This is a genomic window from Bradyrhizobium sp. WSM4873, from assembly GCF_055811355.1.
On record NZ_JBVVPS010000027.1, the window covers coordinates 64,044 to 80,772 of the forward strand.

The window sequence follows — 16,729 nt, forward strand, 5'->3', positions numbered from 1 at the left end:
TGATGTCGGCGTGTACAAGGGTTGGCCTAAGGTCGTCGGCCTACATTCCACTGTTACGACTTGATGAAGCCAACCGCCTCAACATTGAACGGGTAGGATGGTCTCAAAACCTCATGAACTCTGCCAGCTCTCGTTGAGAAATGGAGATCCAGTCGTCACGCCGGACCCTCAAGATTGCCCCTTTGACGCGAACAGGGTTCGGGTTGAATAGGAACGATGTGCGGCTCAATGATAGCCCGTCGTGCCCAGCAACTGCCGGCGGCCCCAAAGCAGAAATCGACGGGTCAGAGCGCGAGCCCCCGTTTGCGTCCAAAGCTCCACTCGACATTGGCCGGTCCCGCGATGCCGCTTACTTGTTTTCCCAGTTGGTGCTCAAGTGAAGGCGTCCACGGCACGAGCTGGAAACCAAGCCCATTGTCGATCATGGCGAAACGCCCAGAGGCCAACGATAGGCGCCGGCGATAGACCCCCGAAATCTGCTCACCTGCCTCAGTGGGCAAATGCGCAAGCCCTGATTCCTCGGCCAGACGTCGTCCGAGGGCTTCCAACTCACGGCGGCGAAGGGTCTCGACCAGGTTACGACCGAGTGTGATCTTTTCGCCGTTACGGCGGGCAAGTCCCTGCTGTGCCAGGACGTCGATCCGCCGATCGAGCGCGGTCCGCACCTCGGCGCCAAAGCCAGCGCGTGAGAGATCGGTAGGCTCGCGTGCCACAAGCTGTCGGTCGAGCCAGGTCGCTCCCTCCGCCGAGACCTGCTGCTCCAGCGCCACGTCCGAGCGCACAGCGAGCGCGATCCGTGCTCGACCGCGCGCATCGTCAAAGCGCCGGACCTCCACAATGGCGCCGATCGCCCCGTTGCCAGCCGACTCGATATCGGGGAGTTTCAGGTGATGCACGCGCCCGTCGATCCCGTCGATGATGGCAAACGCCGTGCCCTTGAGCTCGTCGTCGAGCCCGCGCGCCATAAGACGCCCGATGACCGGTTCGCCATGGCGTTCGCCTTCGAGTGCCCAGGACGAGGGCGCGCGTGCCGTGCCCTCTTTCGAGATTGTATTGTGCAGCCGCTTGATGATGTCGCCGCGCTCACCGAGCGCACGCAGCCGCGGCTGGGCGTCTGCGGCCAGTATCCACTGCGCAGGACCGGCGGGCGCGGCCACGCCGAGCCGCTCGAGTGTCCGCATCCGCCCGATGCGAATCTCCCGTAACGGGTCGTCCCCGGCAATCCCGTCCGGCCTCAGATCGATCACCCCGTCCGCCGCACCCGCTTCCCGGGCAAGCGCCCGGTCGAGCCTGGTCCAGCGTTCTGCCGTCACCTCCGCTTCAAGGGCGTGGCGGATCTCGAGCTCCGATCGCGGGCCAAGCTCGCGCGTGACGAGATCGCCGGCCCGGGCGCGCAAGCCTGTCGAGATATAGTCACGGCTGATGACGAGGTCATTTCCGTCATCCGCGCGGCCGCGCACCAGGATGTGGACATGCGGGTGCTCGGTGTTCCAATGATCGACCGCAACCCAATCGAGCCGGGTGCCGAGGTCGCGCGAGGCCTGATCCATCAACTCCCGGGTAAAGATCCGCAAGTTCGGGAGCTCGCCAGCATCGTCGGGCGAGACGATGAACCGGAAGTGATGCCGGTCGCCCTCGCAGCGCTCGGCGAACGCGCGGCCGTCGGCGTCATCGCCCGCGGCGTCAAAGAGCTTGCCCGGTGTCCCTTGGCGGGTGACCCCGTCGCGCTGGAGATAACCGATATGCGCGCGCAGCGCGCCCGGCGAACGCATTCGGCGCACGACCCGCGCCTTGACCATGGCGGATCGCGCACGGTTGTTGAGGAGCCGCGTCGCGGCAAGGCTCGCCGCGCGACCGCGCCCAAACTTGCTGCCACGGCTGCGGCTGCCCCGCGAGAGACCGCCGACCTTCTGAGCAGCCTTGAGCGCCTGCGCCAAGAACGGCTTTGTCCGAGGCGCGCGCGTCGAACGGATGCGGCCTGGGCGGATGCGGAAATCGTCGTGACCGGTCATCGTGCCGGCTGCAACCTGTCGAAAACCGAGCAAGAACGTAGTGTTACGGCAAATCCCAAGTTGCGTCGCCCATTCGCAATGTTTTCCGGATCATTGAAATCGATGCAATTTCGCCCACAACCGACCGGCCGCACCTTGCGGCTTTTATCCTGCCCTCCCCGGTCGCCCACTCCCGGCTCTCTGCCGACCACTCTCAACGTTGCGACTGGCTTCGACAACATGCGAGGAAATGCGATTGGGATCATCGGGACCGCACCTCGTCTGATCGCCGCACAAACAGCCCCGTCGCACGAGGGACGAGTGCAGTCGTACCCGCCTTAGCCGCTGCTTTCGACGAATTCATTGTGCGGACGCCAGATGCCGAGTTGCCGTCAGGGAATAAGCTCTCGGACCGCTCAACAAGGACTGGCGCTTGCTGCCACGTGGCGAAGCGTCTGGCACCCGAACCACTACTGTTGCGCTGCTCAATACCGATCAATGGTGCAAGTCGAGCGATGTAGATCTGTGTTTCATCCGGAAGCGCTCGACCGGTGGCCAGATGCTCCTCGTACCGTCTCGGTCCCGCATTGTAGGCTGCAAGAAACCCCTCCGATCCGAAACGATCGAGCATCTCGCGAAGGTATGCTGCCCCAGCCATAATATTGTCGTGAGGATCAAACGGATCGATACCGAGATCGTAACGAACGCTCAGCTCAACCCAGGTCGCGGGCATGATTTGCATCAACCCGAGCGCTCCGCGAGGTGATATGGAGTGCGCATTACCGCCGGTTTCGGCCTGCATGACAGTACGGATCCAACGCTCCGGGACCGCGAACCGATGCGAGGCTTCGGTCACGAACGCGGTGTATGCACCGCCTGGAAGCAGGTTTGAGGGGCGCGCAGCTTGTGCGCGCGGTCCAACCTCCGCTCTGCCGGCCGATGGCGCTCCGAACGTCAGCAGACTTCCCAAAAAGCATGCAGCGGCTGGAGATAGCAATGTGCGGAAAGCCGCCAAGGACAGAGCTCTTCCCGGCCGGCACTGAGACGGCGCGAGACGGCCGCGACGCGCGCCGATTGCCGACAATTCGGCCGGGATGGAGGAATGACAGTGGGATCGGCCGACTAGAGAGACCGCAAGCCATTGGAGCAATGCCGCCACTTATCAGTCCTCCCTGGTCCACACCGGTACCGCTTGCCCTATGACGGCCGATCTCGGGAGTGGTCCGAAATATCTGCCGTCCAAGGACCCGTCCGACTGCCAGTTCATCAGAAACACTTGGTCCTCAGCGACGACTCGGCAGCCCCGCCAAGCCGGCAATGGCCTGCCACGGCGGTCGCGCTCGCGTGCCTGGCCCAATTCGATGCCGTCGACGACGATTGTGAGTCCCGTTCTGCAGACGGTTTGTCCGGGCAACGCCAGCACGCGCTTGAGCATCGGAAGACCGCTCGGCAAATAGCCGTTGAAGTCGAGGAAGCTCGCAAGCGGCTCTGGTGGCCGAACGGCCACGAGCTCAGTAATGTGCAATCGTGCGGTCCCTTGCAAACGATAGAGGCCGATCGGCACACTTTCGGAAGCGTTCCAGATGTACGACAGTGAGGTGTCGGTGACCGGCCAAAGCGCGAGCGTTGTGGCCCCACATATCGCAAGGATGATCCTTAGCCGTCCCATCAGAGCACCATCCTGCGCCGGCGGAGCCACGCCTGGTGGCGCGCACGCGTGTAAGGTCGTGGCGTTTCGTTGACGGAAAGGCGGTTGTGGACGTGATGCCAGTATTCGGGGGCCGCATCGGCAGGATCGATGCCGAGTGACTCCACGGCATCGATCAACTGGAGAACGCGCTCGACCTTTCGCCAGCCCGCCAGTCGCAGCAGGCTTTCGCCGCCAGGGCTGACCCAAGGCACGGTCGAATACCGCTGCCCCGGTGTAATCGCGCGCAGAATGTCGATTCGAGACAGGATGGTCCCGAAGTCATTGGAGGTCCAGCGCACGAACGCAAAGATGCTGCCGGGAACGAACGAGAGAATGCGCCGGTGCTGGTCAATGATCTTCTCCGATACAGGCTTGCCGAACCTGATTCGGTTCTCGATCCGCTTTTCGAGCCACAAGAGCTCAACAGTCGTGAGGTCGCTCACCCGGCTACTCCATAGTTCTGAGTGAAATTTTGGACATGCCAACGGGTGCGCTGTCGCCAGCGCATCGACGTCAGAGCCTTGGTTTCGGCAGAACGGTTGTGATGATGCGCCGATGATCGGCGTTGTCGAAGCGCTGCAGCGTTCCTGCTGCTGCCGAGAATCACAGCCGAGTGGCTCCAATTCGTTAGAAGGAATCCGAAGGAGAGTACGTTAGCCGGGGTACTGACCGGTGCCCCTTCGCCGGCCGTGGTGCTGCGAAAATGCTTCACAGCGATTCGCGAACGGAACGCGCGGTGCGTGCCGGCGATCGACGGTGGAGGCGCATGACGGACGTCTATGCAGGGCTTGATGTGTCGCTGGAGGCGACGAACATTTGCGTGGTGGACGGCGACGGCAAGGTGGTCCGGGAGGCGAAACTCGCGACCGATCCGGACGCGATCGAGCTGTTCCTGGCGGAATGGGGAATCCAGCTGAAGCGCGTCGGGCTGGAAGCGTTCTCGTACAGTGCCTGGCTGTTCACGGCGCTGTCCGACAAGGGCCTGCCCGTGATCTGCATCGAGACCCGGCACGCCAAGGCGGCGCTGAACGCGATGCTGAACAAGACCGACCGCAACGACGCCAGGGGCATTGCGCAGATGATGCGGACCGGCTGGTTCCGCGCGGTTCACGTCAAGTCGGAGAGCGCACAGACGTTGCGGGCGCTGCTGGTCGGGCGCAAGGCTTTGCTCGGCAAGGTGCTGGACATGGAGAACATGATCCGCGGCCTGTTGCGCCCGTTCGGCCTCAAGGTTGGCGAGATCTCGGTCGGCCGTTTTGAGGCGCGGGTGCGCGATCTCCTGGCCGGGAAGAAGGAATTGGAAGCGATCGTCGTGCCGCTGCTGGACGCCCGCAACGCCATGCGGCTGCAGTTGGCAAAACTGCACCGCCTGGTGCTGGCGGCCGCACGCGGTGACGAGGTGGTGCGGCGGATGATGACGGTGCCGGGCGTCGGCGCGCTGGTGGCGCTGACATTCCGCGCCACCGTCGACGATCCGTCGCGATTCAAAAAGTCGACCAATGTCGGCGCCCATTTCGGACTGACGCCGCGGCGCTATCAATCCGGCCAGACCGACCGGATCGGCAGCATCTCCAAATGCGGCGACGAGCTGACGCGGGCGATGCTGTACGAGGCTGCGATCGCAATCCTGACGCGCATTCCGAAGACCTTCAAGCTGCGGCTCTGGGGCCTGCGGCTGGCCAGGAAGAAGGGTCTGAAGCGCGCGGCAACCGCGGTGGCGCGGGCGCTCGCCGTGCTGCTGCACAAGATCTGGATCGATGGCACCACCTTCCGGTTTGGCGCCGGCGGCAAGCGCGGCCGGGTGTAAGGGCCTCCGCGACCCGGCCGCTTCCACGCGCGCCTTTTCCTTCCGCCACGGCGGAGCGGCGTCTCCCGAGGAGACGGGGATCTGGGTGAGATCGCAACTTTTCTTGCCGGCGGCTTCATGACGAGGTTTGAAGCCATCAAGCACGGCGCTGGTTAGCCTGACCGCCCTTTCCTCAGATTCCGGCTTGTGGTGGCCATCGTGCCAACCACGGATGTTAGCGAGTTCTCCTCGACGAGCGAGTGGCTGCAAAAGGACGTGACGCGCACCTGGCAATGATGTCGACGCCAGCGATCGCGAAGATTTGCGCGCGATCGCGTTCGCGCGCGCAGACTGGAGATAACAATCGTATTGCAGCGAAGCTTTGCGCGTGAGAGAGTCGAGGCCTGAGGCATCCTCGCTGCACGCGCCGCCGACTTGTTCACAACGTACTGATTCACAACTGGAAGTTAGTGTCAGTATGTTAGGAAAGTTACGGGAGCAGGAAGTCTTGGAGCCGCAGAACCTTAGCTTTGTTTCCGGTCCCCGATAGCACGAGCATCGCGTCCCCGATGGCACGAGGGTTCTGGTCCCTGATAGCACGAGTGAATTCACAGCTTATCCCCAGCAGGAAGGACGACGCTGCGCTTGCGCAGTCGCTTGCTCAACGGGCCGATGGGGACTGGTGCGAAATTCAGTCGCTCGGCGCCGTTTGGGTCCTGCGTGATGATAAGTTTGTAACCCGGCAGCGTCTGCCGACGGACGATCTGGCGCAGGTCGTAAGCGAAGTGCTTGATTGGCGATAAGCTGCCGGATTTGGCGTGGAGATGTACGACGTCGAAGCTCCAGCCACCGCCCTGACGACCGCCATGCTTGCGCACCAGCCGATAGAGCCAACGCTCCAGCCCCCCGGTTAGATCGAAATACGCGCGGTCAATCGTCAGCACGAGCGCTTCATCGAGAACGCCAGTGTAGAACCAATCGGGCAGGATCAGCTCGATTCCACGGGCATGCCCGTGCAGATCGGCTGTCTCTTTCCATTCGTTGATCCAGGAGAAGCGATGCCGCCGCCGTTCGCTCGGCTGCCGGATCGATGTCATCACAGTGGTCGATTGCAGCCGGTCGAGCGCAGCCTTCAGGCGGTCGTAGTCGCGCACGCTGCTGCCGCGGCCGACGAAGGTCAGGATCTCGTAAGGGGTCGCTGCCATCAGGCGAGACGTTTTCAGGCCGGCATCACGGGCTTCGACAATCTGCGAGGCAGCCCAGATCAGAACGTCCGCGTCCCAGATCGTCGCCATGCCATGTTCCGGCACGGGTTCGACACGAATGGCGATGGTCCCTGCGCGGAAATCGATGGGAACATTGCGCTTTGATTTTGCCAGCGAAAAGAACGGATACGCCATCAAGTCTTGTGCGTCCCGTGGCGCCAGATCGCCCGGGAGGGCGCGAAACAGATCGAGTTGGTCGCGCTCTGATCGCCGCCTGCTGCTTGCAGTGGAGTTGCTGTCCGGCATGGGTCAGCGCCGCTCCTTGCCGGCATACGGAATGGGTGTGTGCCGTTTCGCGGGCAGGACCGTGCCTGTGCCGGGATCGCTGGTGGACGTTTTGGCGCCACGGTCAACCCACGCCTTCAGGTCCTCGATCGCATACACAACGCGACCGCCGAGCTTGCGGTAGGTCGGGCCTGTCCCATAGGTGCGGTGCTTTTCCAGGGTTCGGCCGGAGAGTCCGAGAAAGCGCGCCGCCTCGGGCGTGCGCAGGTATCGCGGCGGCAGGCCGGCGTTCGGATCGGGCATTTGCGAGGCTCCGTGGTCGTCTGGAGCGCGGCCGGCTCGGCCCGCGCGTCGACGGTCACGATGGCGCAGTCAGCGTGCCAAGGGGGATGCCGAAGATCGAACGATGATTTTCGGCACCCCTGCTCTACTCCTTGCGAGATGGAGGACGTAGCAATGCGCGATAGCCGCCGCGCATCAGAGCCAAACCAGCCTGCACCAGGCGGATGGTCCGGCTGCGCAATTCGTGGGTTTTCCAGGCGCGCTCGGGGATGCGTTTTCGGCCGAACAGCACCTCGGCGATGACGCGATAGGAAGCACCCTCCATGTGTCCATCGAGCGCACGCAGCACCAAGACGAGTCGTTCGCGCCGCTGCGCCGAAATCTGATGAAAGGGAGGTCCCGGCGGGCGGCCGTTGATTGTGCGCCACAGCCGATGTGAGGCGTGGGCGCGGATCTCAAAGTCCGCATCGAGCGGCAGTTCGGCCGCATAAGAGACACCAAACTGCGGCGCCTCTTTCAGCCAGAGATGATGTTGTGCCCCTTGAATGCGCAATACGGCATGCCAGCCGTCAGATGCCTGTCTGATGGCGCCCGATGAAAGGTCGGCAAGCTGTAGCCCCGCGCCGACCGTTTTTGAGCCGGACGCGCTGCGAACGACCGGCACCACCGTCGGCAACGCCTCAGGTGCCCAGAAGATAGTCTGTTGGTGAAAGGACCCCTGCGGGTCATGGGCGAAAGCAGACGCCCCATCTCCTTCGGAACTCGGAGGTCATCTGGGATCGATTTTCACGATAGGAAGCTCGATAGTTCGGGCTGCGCCGCAGTGACTCCCAGGCGAAATCCGCCATCTCGCCCGACTTGATAGCGTGCTGATACGCCTCCGGTGAGCGCCAGTCGAACTCAGACATTGCTGTTATCTCCTGCCGTAACTCGATTGCGGCGCAATGTCTATGAAGCTTGGGATTGTCGGGGAAGTCACCAATTATGCATTGTGTGATGCCTGCAGGCGATCACGCGTCAGCGGGGAAATCTGTTCTCAAGTGCGAATTCTTCATGACAGATTTTGCTATTTAGGCGCGCCGCCGCGAAGCAAGTCACGGTAGCCGTGGTCTGCCATCCATTTTGCGCGGGCCAGATGACTATCAAACGCATTGCGAGCGCGATCCGGTTCACGATCGGGATCGATGTGCAACACGATCCTGGTCACTTCTTTCCAATCCGCGCCATCGGCTTCGGCATCAAGAAGTCGCCAATACGTTACCAGATGCTGCTCGTCATAGGTCGTCAGCACCGGCTCATGCGGCGCGACATCCGCGACATCGGGATCTAACGGTGGCTTCGTCATGTAGGCTTATGCGCGCACTTCGCTAATCTGCATTGTAAGCGAAACTTACCAAAATAGTTCGGTTATAGCCAGTGGTTTGATGGTCTGCCTAATGGCTGTTTGAGCGCATGAAAGCTCGTGCGCTCGTTGCCTGGAATGTGCGCCGGATCCGCGTGGATCGCGGTATTCCGCAAGAGCAACTGGCCTACGATGCCGGGATCGACCGCTCATATATGAGCGGCCTTGAGCGGCAATCCGAGAATCCGACAATTGATCTTCTCGACCGGCTCGCCGAGACGCTAGGCGTTCATTTATCTGAATTCTTTGTTCAGCCACCCAGGGGAGCGGCCACACCCAAGACATTGCCTAAAGGTCGCAAGTCAGCGCGTCTGCGTTCCAAGAACCAATAGCATTTGGGCGAGTGCAAGCCATGCGGACAAGCGCCACGTAAGTGCGTGTCTTAAACTTGAAAATCGACGCGACCAAGCCGGTCCAGCTGCAGCTTTGCTCGTCGGCTTTTCTCCAAGAGGGAGCCCCGCCCGAGGTCGTCGGGAGGGGCTTGGCGGTAATGAGCCTCACTCTCCGTTCTTGCGCGGCCGCGACCAGAGCAAGGTGTAGCCTTCGCCGCCTTCCTCATCGAACAGGTTCGCGTAGATCGGCGCGTTGAACGAGGGGTCGTCGAGCTTGAGCGAGAGGTAGTCGCGTCCCTCTTCGGAGCGCTTCGACCAGGCTGCCCCGATCTCCGCCTTATGCGGTGCACCGCATAAGGCGGATTATGCGTAGCGCGGGATTATGCGAAGTCGTTGGCTGGTAGCTGCGGTTTTCCAGGGCTTTTGCCGCTGCGTCGCTCCGCATAATCCCGAGGAGAGAAGCTACGGCGCCTCGCACGAGGCGAGACGCCGCAGCGGTGTGGGTCAGCGCGACCAGACCAGCGCATAGCCGTCATCGACCGCGACGAGATTGGCGTAGATGGGCGCCGGGAAGGACGGGTCGTCGAGCTTGACCGAGTGATAGACGGTGTTGTCCTTGGAGGTCCGCTGCCACGCGGCACCTATCTCGACATTACCGACCACCACGCGCAAGTTCGGAGCCTTCTCGTTCTCAGAGGGTTCGGCCGGAAGGAAGCGCGCCTTGAAGTTGAGCGAGAGCGTCTTGATGGTGCCGTTATATGAGCCGTCTTCGGCGCGGGTGAAGGTGCCAATCTGAGCCATGGTAATCTCCTGTTGCTGTTTCCAAGCCCGCGACCATCGCGGCCTTGATGGCGATCTTTGAGCGCCGCAACGACCGACCTGCAGCCTCTGGCCCGCAGCGCAGCGGAGGATGGCGGCTGAGCGATCTTGTTGCCTCGCGAGGAATGCCGCCGCTTGGCGGCAGGGGAAGAAGATCGCGAGCAAGCCCTTGCGGGTAAAGGACGGCGAGCATAGCGAGCGTATTGTGGCGCGTGATCCGCCAGCAAAAGGCCGGTATGGACGTGGGCCAAACAGCCCGACAGGGGAATAACGGCTCAAAGGCCTCACCACCGCCGCGACGGCGACACCATCACGGCAAGCGCGATCGAGCCACAGCGCTTTGCTTCGCCGATCCCAATCCAATGGAGAAGCGCTCGATTGCTCGTGCGGGACGGCGCGGTGATGCCGCGACGTCACAACGCATCAAAGGTATTTCGTCGTAACGACCGGCTGCCCGACGTCTCTCACCCTGAAGGCAGAGGTGCTTTCTCCAACAGCGAGGCAATCAGCGCATCTGGTGCCTTGAACCGTCCACGGCGCAGCGCCGGCGGAATGACCGCTTCCACCGCCTCCAGCTTTTCAGAGGGATCCATGCGCAGATAAATCTCCGTGGTGCGGATATCGGCGTGGCCAAGCCAGAGTGCGACCTTGCGGATGTCGCGTGTGGCCTGCAGCATCAGGACGGCACAACTGTGCCGCAGAAGGTGTGGCGATAGCGTGCGGCCGCTCAGGGTCGGGCATCGAGCCGCGGCGGCCTTTGCGTGCTTTTCGAGGATATACTCAAAGCCGGCGCGGGTCATCGCCATCCCTTGTGCGTTGACGAACAGCTCTGTTGCCGGCGGCTTTCCTCGCACTGATAGCCAGGCGCGCAGGTCGCGCGCGGTTTCCTTCCAAAGTGGAAGGCTACGTTCGCGCCGGCCCTTGCCGAACACCAGAATGCTCGGCCTCGGTTGCAGCGTGACGTTCTCCAGGGTGAGGCCGATCAACTCGGAGACGCGCAGGCCGCCTGCGAAGCACAAGTGCAACATCGCGCGATCCCGCAGCCCCAAGCGTGTCGTCGCGTCGGGCGCATTGAGCACGGCGCGGATCTCGTCCATGGTCAGATGGCGTATGAGCTTCTGGTCATGACGCTTGCTCGGGATCGCGTCGATCTGGGCGATCTGCTCCAAGGCGCCGGGATGCCGCAGTTCGACGTAGCGCATGAACGACTTGATCGCGGCGAGCCGCAGGTTGCGGGTCGCAGGACCGTTGCCGCGGTCATGTTCGATGTGATGCAAGAACGCGACCACCATGTCTGCATCGATCTGCTCGAACTGGAGCAGAGAAGGGCGCGTGTGCAGGCGCTGCGCGGCGAAGGCGAACAACAGCTGGAAGCTGTACGCATAGGTCTCGCAGGAGTGCGGACTGTAGCCGCGCTGCTGCGGCATGTGCTCGCGCATGAAGCTGGTGATGAGCGGGGCGATCGGCGTCATACGACCTCCCCGGCGATCAGCGCCTCGGCAGCACCCGCTATATCGGCCATGAGGTCCGGGGTGGCTTCCAGATACCAGTAGGTATGCCGGATGTCTGCATGACCGAGATAAGTGGCGAGAGCGACGAAGTCGCGCGCAACGTCATCACGACATGTCGCGCATTGCTCCAGCACGCGCGTCGCGAAGGTGTGGCGCAGATCATGGATACGCGGACGTCGCGACCGATTCTGACCGACTTCAGCCTTGCGCAGGATCACATTGAAGTTGCTTTGGGCGGTCCGAAGCGACATCGGCTTAGCATCCACGGACAGGAACACATGGTCGTCCATCCCGGCGAACCGCCGCCGTATCGCAAGATAGGCCTGCAGCGCGTCGACCACGCTGGGGTGCATTGGCACGAGCCGGCTCTTGTTGAACTTAGTCAGGCGGATGTGCAGCACGCCGTCGGGCAGCAGATCGTCTAACCTCAGGTTCAGAGCCTCGGAGATCCGCAGCCCCGTCGACGCCAGCAGCCCGATCAGCATCACATAGATGTGGCGCCTGAGCGGACTGGGCTTCTGGCGCCGCAGATTGCCCGCAGCGTCGAGCATGCGCGCCAGTTCATCTGGCGTGTAGATATAGGGCGCGGGACGTGTTGCAGGGCTGCGAGGATGATGCGGCACTTCATGCTCGCGATCCTCCGCGTAGAGGAAGCGCGCGAAGAGCGCGATCTCCTGAAGCCGCCGCTGGTGACTGCGCGGCGTCGACGAGACGGCCGCCGTCCAGGCGGTCGCGGTCTCGCGGCGAACATGAGTATCGCCCCGGTCGACCGCATAACGCGCGAACGCGGTGAGGTGTCGGGCCGTCTTTGCAAGCTTGAAGCCGAGCGAGCGGCGCAGCTCGATGTAGCGATCAACATCATCGATCAGCATGGCGACCTCCCCGGCCAAGGCTGCGCGATGGCCGACAGCAGCGCGATATCGACCTTGGCGTAATGCGCCGTCATCGCCTGCGACCGGTGGCGCAGCACCATGCTTACGCCCGGCAGGCTGACGCCGTGGCGGAGCATCGCCGTGGCCGCCGAGTGGCGCAGGATATGCGCACCCTTGTAACGGCTCTCGACGCCCGCGCGCTTGAGCGCGCGCTTGACCATACATTTGACCGCGATGCGGTCGATTGGCCGCAGCGGCGCATATTCGGTGATGAACAGGGATGGTGTCGCCAGTGCCGGCCGGCCACGCTCGATATAGGCGAGCAGCGCGTCGCCGATCTCCTGGGTGAGCGGCAGCAGTTCCTCGCGCCGGCCTTTGCCGCACAGGCGGATGCTCCCCTGCCGCCAGTCGATATCGTCGAAGCTGAGCCGCGCCACCTCGCTCGCCCGAAGCCCGAGCCGGACCAACAGCAGGATGATGGCCCGGTCGCGCAGGCGACGCTCCCCGTCGCACGCACGGATGATCCGCGCGATATCGGCATCAGGCAGGAAGCGCGGGATCGATGCCAACCGCCATCCCGCAACATTCGGCATGGCGTGATCGAGGCCGGGCGGACATCGTCCTTTTGCGATCAGGAAGCGCAGGAACGCGCGAATGCCGACCGATATGCCCTTCATGCGCTCGATCGATACGGCTTTCGCACGTTCGATCATGTATGCCCGGATCGTCACGGCGTCGTAGGCCGTCGGGATATCCCCCAGCGCATCGACGAAGGGAGTAATCGTCCCAAGATACGCGGCGAGCGTCGTTTCAGCCAGGCCGCGCTGCTCGCGGGCCCAAGCCGCAAACTCCGTCACCACTGGCGCCGCCGATTTCGTCGGCAATCGCGTCATCACGCCCTGATCCTCAAGGTAGGCGATGAACAGCTTGGCGCACTCGACCGCGTCCTTGTTGAGGTCGCCGCGGAAGCGCGGCCGATGTCCCGCTTCGATCAAGGAGAACGAGGCCGCGTGCGCCTCACGGATTGCAGCCAGCGTGTAGCCTTCCCCGCGCGCCCAGTGCGTCCAACTCGCAAGCAGCCGCATCCTCTCGACGATGGTAAGTGGCGTATATCGGCGCCCACGGAGCCATTGAGCAAAGTCGACCGCGTGGTCTGCGGCCATTCCCGCCTTCAATCGGTCCCAGACTGCGTTCTTACGGACATAAACACCTGTCGGCATGTCGCCCCCTTCTGCATGTGGAGGCAGGACTATGCTCGAGGTCGTTGCCGTTCGGAACGTCAGTCAGCGGTTGTGTCGGGCGTACTCGTGCCATGCGTGTCCGACTGGAGCCGGATGGTTCTCCGGGCGTGCCGTGATGCCCTGCGACCGACGGGCCTTGCTGGGCGGATCTGCCCCGAGATGCGGTCTGCGACCCGGCCTGTTCCCCGCAACAGCGTGCCGGCGATCTTCTTCCCCGCGGCTGCGCCGCTCCTCGCGCAGCAACAAGATCGCCGCACGCGGTCCTTCGCATGCGCTGCGGCCTGACGGTGCGGGTCGGCCGTCCCGGGGCTTTCGATCGCCACAAGGCCGCGATGGTCGCGGGCTTGAACACAGCACAGGAGATCCACCATGTCCCAGATCGGTTCGTTCACCCGCAGCAACGATGGCACCTACACCGGCACCATCAAGACGCTCGCGATCGATGCCAAGGCGCGCCTCGTCCCCAGCGATCCCTCCTCCACCAGCGATAAGGCGCCAGACCTGCGCGTGATCGTCTCAGGCGTCGAGATCGGTGCCGCCTGGCGCCGGGCCTCGAAGGACAACCGCTCCTACCACTCGGTCAAGCTCGACGATCCGTCCTTCACTGCGCCCATCTACGCCAATCTCTTCGAAGGCGACGATGGCGAGTGTGCGCTGATCTGGTCGCGCTGACCGACACCGCGGCGTCTCGCAACATCGCGGGACGCCGCGGACAGCGCCCCGTCATTATGCGGAGCGGCGCAGCCACAAAAGCCCGGGAAAACCACGGCTACCAGCCAACGACTCCGCATAATCCCGCGCTACGCATAATCCGCCCGGCCTACATAGATGCGGTGGCTGGGAGCGCTGTCGTTGGAGCGGTTGGTCTCGGCGACGATGCGGACGCCCTTGGCCTGCAAGCTCAGGGTGATGATCTCGCCCTGGAAATCGTTGCCGACCTTCTTGAAAGAACCGATGTTAGCCATGTCTCTTCTCGTGCGCCAAGAGTGACGGGTGGAGTCCGTCACGCGCACTTGTTGCCCCTGCGGGGTGGGAGACCCCGCAGCCCACGTGCCGCAAGCACGGGGGTTGAAGCAGACGGGTGAGGTAAGCCGAGTGCCTCCGGCGAGCCATAAATGAGCAGAACCCGTCAAAGTCGGACGACCCGGGACTTCCGTCCGAGGCTGGTCCGGCGAGCGTACCTGCTACGGAAAGAGTTATCGAACCGATGTTTGAAGCCTCGTTGCAACATGGAATCCGCCGAACCGGAAGTGGGCGGATCGGTCGAAAGACCGGAGGAGTGCCGATCCCCGCTGAGTGGACGGGGATCAGGGACGTGCGTGATCGCGCACGTCAGCCAGCGGCCCAGCTTGCGGTGACCGTTGGCCGGAATCCTCACGGGGTAGAGTCGGTCCCTAAGGCAGGTGAAGGGACATCAGGTGAACTTGGGAACCTTGCCGTGTTCTCTCGAGCCGGATGGCGCGAGATGATCGAGGCGACCGATGATCGGCGCGGCAGGGGACGGAGTCTTCGTAGTAGTCGGAGGGCGGGAAAGCCGTCCACATGGCGAAGGGAGACAGTGGGTGAAGCAAGCCGGCAGGAGGCGGGCCGATGAGGCCCGGCGCGGTGAATACCGCGTTCGTCCTCGACATGCAGCGCAAGCTTCACAGGTGGAGTGTCGCGAATGCCGAAAAGGTGTTCGCGGATCTGTTCAACATCGTATGCGACCGCAGGACGCTCTTGGAAAGCTGGCGTCGGTTGACCCGTAACAAAGGCAGCCGCACACCGGGTACCGATGGCGTCACGCGCAAGACGGTCGAAGAGCAGCTGGGCGGCGCAGTACGGTTCATCGAGGATATCCGCGGTGAACTACGCAGCGGCACCTATCGGCCCGAGCCTGTTCGGCAAAGGCTGATCCCCAAACCGGGTAAGCCCGGCAAGGTGCGTCCGCTCGGCATTCCGACGCTCAAAGACCGACTGGTGCAAATGGCTTTGAAGCTCGTGCTGGAGCCGATCTTCGAGGCGGACTTCTATCCGACCTCCTATGGCTTCCGGCCCGGCCGGAGCACCCATGATGCGCTGGCGAAAATCCAGCGCCGACTGCACCCCACACCCAGCGGCACTTCCGAGTACCGCTTCGTGATCGAGGGTGACATCAAGGGCTGCTTCGATGCCGTCGATCATCATGTGCTGATGGAGCGTGTGCGCCGACGCATCGGGGATCGCAAGGTCCTCAGGCTCGTGCTCGCCTTCCTAAAAGCCGGTGTCATGATCGAGGGCACCGTCCGCCACCCTGTTACGGGCACCCCGCAGGGCGGCATCATCTCGCCATTGCTGGCCAACGTCTATCTGGCGGCCATCGACGAGAGATACGGACGGTGGTCGATGCGCCCTCGCGAACGACCGCAGAATGCAGCCGACCGGCGGCTTTACGATCGCCGGAGAAACAGGCCTACATTCTACGCCGTACGTTACGCCGACGACTTCGTCGTGCTGACGGACGGGACCCGCGAGGAAGCAGAAGCCGAAAAGTTTGCGTTGGCGCAGTTCCTCAAAACGGAATTGCGCATGGAACTGTCGATGGAAAAGACCAGGATCACTGGCGTCGGGGAAGGCTTCGACTTCCTCGGCTATCGAGTGGTGCAGACCAAGGCACGCCGCACCGGTCGTATGGTCGGTAATCTCTTCATTCCGAAGAGCAAGCTGAAAGACCTGCGCCACAAGATCAAGGTCAGGGTGAGGGCGACGCCGACAGGCCAAGCCCTTGCCGATCTCATCGACGATCTCAACCCGGTCATCACCGGATGGCGAAACTACTACCGCTACGCCACGTGGGCCACGCGGGACTTCGCCAGTCTGGATTGGTGGCTGTGGGAGCGCATCGGGCGATGGCTGCACCGGAAGCATCCTAAGACGACGTGGCAAGAACTGCGTCGCCGCTTCCAGGCAACAGCGCCCGACAGCCGCTGGCGATGGGTCGACGGACCGAAATCGCTGCGGTTCTTCCGGGAAGGCGGATCACTCCACTTCCCGCACCGGGGCATACGCATACCGAACGGATGGAACGATCCTGGCGAGAAGTTCCGCAAAGGAGCCGATCGCTTCTGGGCGTCGTTCAACACCCTCATGGACGCGTGAGGACCACACGCGGCGTAAGCCGCGCATGGAGAGCCGGTTGCTTGGAAACTTGCACGCCCGGTTCGGCGAGAGGGGCGCAGAAACCATCCGTCGCAAGACGGACAGGCGCTGTGCCCCTACTCTACCTGTTGTGTTTCGAGCCCGCGACCACCGCGGCCTCGATGGCGATCTAGAGGCCGAAGACGATCGGCGACGC

General features: G+C 63.0%; 17 protein-coding genes and 2 pseudogenes. 4 read left to right on the forward strand and 15 right to left on the reverse strand.

Annotation, left to right across the window (positions count from 1 at the left end):
* Positions 1–284 precede the first annotated feature (284 nt).
* From AC0L21_RS28700 to AC0L21_RS28715, 4 genes are all read right to left on the reverse strand, one after another.
* Positions 285–2,012, reverse strand: a complete 1,728-nt coding sequence (locus tag AC0L21_RS28700; RefSeq protein WP_473265029.1) for a relaxase/mobilization nuclease domain-containing protein — start codon at positions 2,010–2,012, stop codon at positions 285–287.
* 241 nt (positions 2,013–2,253) lie between these two features.
* A complete protein-coding gene (locus AC0L21_RS28705) occupies positions 2,254–3,150 on the reverse strand; it encodes a lytic transglycosylase domain-containing protein (RefSeq protein ID WP_473265030.1) in 897 nt (298 codons plus the stop codon).
* 3 nt (positions 3,151–3,153) lie between these two features.
* Complete coding sequence (locus AC0L21_RS28710; RefSeq protein WP_473265031.1) at positions 3,154–3,660, reverse strand: S26 family signal peptidase; 507 nt, start codon at positions 3,658–3,660, stop codon at positions 3,154–3,156.
* Entirely contained in the window at positions 3,660–4,124 is a 465-nt protein-coding gene (locus AC0L21_RS28715; protein WP_317245277.1) for a DUF2840 domain-containing protein, read from the reverse strand. The genes AC0L21_RS28710 and AC0L21_RS28715 overlap by 1 nt, the downstream gene beginning before the upstream one ends.
* A 323-nt stretch (positions 4,125–4,447) precedes the next feature.
* Here AC0L21_RS28715 and AC0L21_RS28720 point away from each other — a divergent pair, with 323 nt between their 5' ends.
* Positions 4,448–5,488: an IS110 family RNA-guided transposase gene (locus AC0L21_RS28720; protein ID WP_473265032.1), complete on the forward strand. Its 1,041-nt coding sequence runs from the start codon at positions 4,448–4,450 to the stop codon at positions 5,486–5,488.
* A gap of 587 nt (positions 5,489–6,075) precedes the next feature.
* Here the strand turns inward: AC0L21_RS28720 and AC0L21_RS28725 are convergent.
* The 5 genes from AC0L21_RS28725 to AC0L21_RS28745 all read right to left on the reverse strand — a co-directional run bounded on the left by AC0L21_RS28725 (position 6,076) and on the right by AC0L21_RS28745 (position 8,584).
* Positions 6,076–6,978, reverse strand: a complete 903-nt coding sequence (locus AC0L21_RS28725; RefSeq protein WP_473265033.1) for a replication initiator protein A — start codon at positions 6,976–6,978, stop codon at positions 6,076–6,078.
* A gap of 3 nt (positions 6,979–6,981) precedes the next feature.
* Complete coding sequence (locus AC0L21_RS28730) at positions 6,982–7,260, reverse strand: helix-turn-helix transcriptional regulator (RefSeq protein ID WP_007605953.1); 279 nt, start codon at positions 7,258–7,260, stop codon at positions 6,982–6,984.
* 124 nt (positions 7,261–7,384) lie between these two features.
* Positions 7,385–7,906 carry a DUF2285 domain-containing protein gene (locus AC0L21_RS28735; protein ID WP_473265050.1) on the reverse strand — a complete coding sequence of 174 codons (522 nt, stop codon included), beginning with the start codon at positions 7,904–7,906 and terminating at the stop codon, positions 7,385–7,387.
* Positions 7,907–7,964: 58 nt separating this feature from the next.
* Positions 7,965–8,147, reverse strand: a complete 183-nt coding sequence (locus AC0L21_RS28740) for a transcriptional regulator domain-containing protein (RefSeq protein ID WP_317245281.1) — start codon at positions 8,145–8,147, stop codon at positions 7,965–7,967.
* A gap of 158 nt (positions 8,148–8,305) precedes the next feature.
* The gene (locus AC0L21_RS28745; protein WP_148778166.1) at positions 8,306–8,584 is read right to left on the reverse strand and encodes a DNA -binding domain-containing protein; all 279 of its coding nucleotides are present in this window, start codon (positions 8,582–8,584) and stop codon (positions 8,306–8,308) included.
* Between the two features lie 107 nt (positions 8,585–8,691).
* On the opposite strand from AC0L21_RS28745, the gene AC0L21_RS28750 reads away from it, so the two are divergent.
* Complete coding sequence (locus AC0L21_RS28750; RefSeq protein WP_438746019.1) at positions 8,692–8,973, forward strand: helix-turn-helix domain-containing protein; 282 nt, start codon at positions 8,692–8,694, stop codon at positions 8,971–8,973.
* Between the two features lie 165 nt (positions 8,974–9,138).
* Here the strand turns inward: AC0L21_RS28750 and AC0L21_RS28755 are convergent.
* From AC0L21_RS28755 to AC0L21_RS28775, 5 genes and pseudogenes are all read right to left on the reverse strand, one after another.
* A pseudogene (locus AC0L21_RS28755) lies at positions 9,139–9,312 on the reverse strand (DUF736 domain-containing protein); the annotation flags it as partial.
* Positions 9,313–9,477: 165 nt separating this feature from the next.
* Positions 9,478–9,774: a DUF736 domain-containing protein gene (locus tag AC0L21_RS28760; RefSeq protein WP_473265034.1), complete on the reverse strand. Its 297-nt coding sequence runs from the start codon at positions 9,772–9,774 to the stop codon at positions 9,478–9,480.
* A gap of 482 nt (positions 9,775–10,256) precedes the next feature.
* On the reverse strand, positions 10,257–11,264 hold the full coding sequence (locus AC0L21_RS28765) for a tyrosine-type recombinase/integrase (protein ID WP_473265035.1): 1,008 nt from the start codon (positions 11,262–11,264) through the stop codon (positions 10,257–10,259).
* Positions 11,261–12,175: a tyrosine-type recombinase/integrase gene (locus tag AC0L21_RS28770; protein WP_473265037.1), complete on the reverse strand. Its 915-nt coding sequence runs from the start codon at positions 12,173–12,175 to the stop codon at positions 11,261–11,263. Before AC0L21_RS28770 ends, AC0L21_RS28765 begins: the two co-directional genes overlap by 4 nt.
* Complete coding sequence (locus AC0L21_RS28775; RefSeq protein WP_473265038.1) at positions 12,169–13,338, reverse strand: tyrosine-type recombinase/integrase; 1,170 nt, start codon at positions 13,336–13,338, stop codon at positions 12,169–12,171. The genes AC0L21_RS28770 and AC0L21_RS28775 overlap by 7 nt, the downstream gene beginning before the upstream one ends.
* Positions 13,339–13,785: 447 nt before the next feature.
* Between AC0L21_RS28775 and AC0L21_RS28780 the strand changes: the two genes are divergently transcribed.
* A complete protein-coding gene (locus AC0L21_RS28780; RefSeq protein WP_473265039.1) occupies positions 13,786–14,088 on the forward strand; it encodes a DUF736 domain-containing protein in 303 nt (100 codons plus the stop codon).
* Positions 14,089–14,225: 137 nt separating this feature from the next.
* On the opposite strand, the pseudogene AC0L21_RS28785 reads toward AC0L21_RS28780, so the two are convergent.
* Positions 14,226–14,381 (reverse strand): annotated as a pseudogene (locus tag AC0L21_RS28785) (DUF736 family protein); the annotation flags it as partial.
* Positions 14,382–15,006: 625 nt separating this feature from the next.
* On the opposite strand from AC0L21_RS28785, the gene ltrA reads away from it, so the two are divergent.
* Positions 15,007–16,533, forward strand: a complete 1,527-nt coding sequence (gene ltrA / locus AC0L21_RS28790; protein ID WP_354141944.1) for a group II intron reverse transcriptase/maturase — start codon at positions 15,007–15,009, stop codon at positions 16,531–16,533.
* Positions 16,534–16,729 lie beyond the last annotated feature (196 nt).

Bases quoted from the DNA above. Each gene is read 5' to 3' on its own strand.
- AC0L21_RS28780 (WP_473265039.1), top strand. From the start codon at position 13,786: ATGTCCCAGATCGGTTCGTTCACCCGCAGCAACGATGGCACCTACACC.
- AC0L21_RS28770 (WP_473265037.1), bottom strand. From the start codon at position 12,175: ATGCTGATCGATGATGTTGATCGCTACATCGAGCTGCGCCGCTCGCTC.
- AC0L21_RS28765 (WP_473265035.1), bottom strand. From the start codon at position 11,264: ATGACGCCGATCGCCCCGCTCATCACCAGCTTCATGCGCGAGCACATG.
- AC0L21_RS28760 (WP_473265034.1), bottom strand. From the start codon at position 9,774: ATGGCTCAGATTGGCACCTTCACCCGCGCCGAAGACGGCTCATATAAC.
- AC0L21_RS28750 (WP_438746019.1), top strand. From the start codon at position 8,692: ATGAAAGCTCGTGCGCTCGTTGCCTGGAATGTGCGCCGGATCCGCGTG.
- AC0L21_RS28730 (WP_007605953.1), bottom strand. From the start codon at position 7,260: ATGCCCGATCCGAACGCCGGCCTGCCGCCGCGATACCTGCGCACGCCC.
- AC0L21_RS28700 (WP_473265029.1), bottom strand. From the start codon at position 2,012: ATGACCGGTCACGACGATTTCCGCATCCGCCCAGGCCGCATCCGTTCG.
- AC0L21_RS28775 (WP_473265038.1), bottom strand. From the start codon at position 13,338: ATGGCCGCAGACCACGCGGTCGACTTTGCTCAATGGCTCCGTGGGCGC.
- AC0L21_RS28740 (WP_317245281.1), bottom strand. From the start codon at position 8,147: ATGTCTGAGTTCGACTGGCGCTCACCGGAGGCGTATCAGCACGCTATC.
- AC0L21_RS28710 (WP_473265031.1), bottom strand. From the start codon at position 3,660: ATGGGACGGCTAAGGATCATCCTTGCGATATGTGGGGCCACAACGCTC.
- AC0L21_RS28720 (WP_473265032.1), top strand. From the start codon at position 4,448: ATGACGGACGTCTATGCAGGGCTTGATGTGTCGCTGGAGGCGACGAAC.
- AC0L21_RS28725 (WP_473265033.1), bottom strand. From the start codon at position 6,978: ATGCCGGACAGCAACTCCACTGCAAGCAGCAGGCGGCGATCAGAGCGC.
- ltrA (WP_354141944.1), top strand. From the start codon at position 15,007: ATGAGGCCCGGCGCGGTGAATACCGCGTTCGTCCTCGACATGCAGCGC.
- AC0L21_RS28745 (WP_148778166.1), bottom strand. From the start codon at position 8,584: ATGACGAAGCCACCGTTAGATCCCGATGTCGCGGATGTCGCGCCGCAT.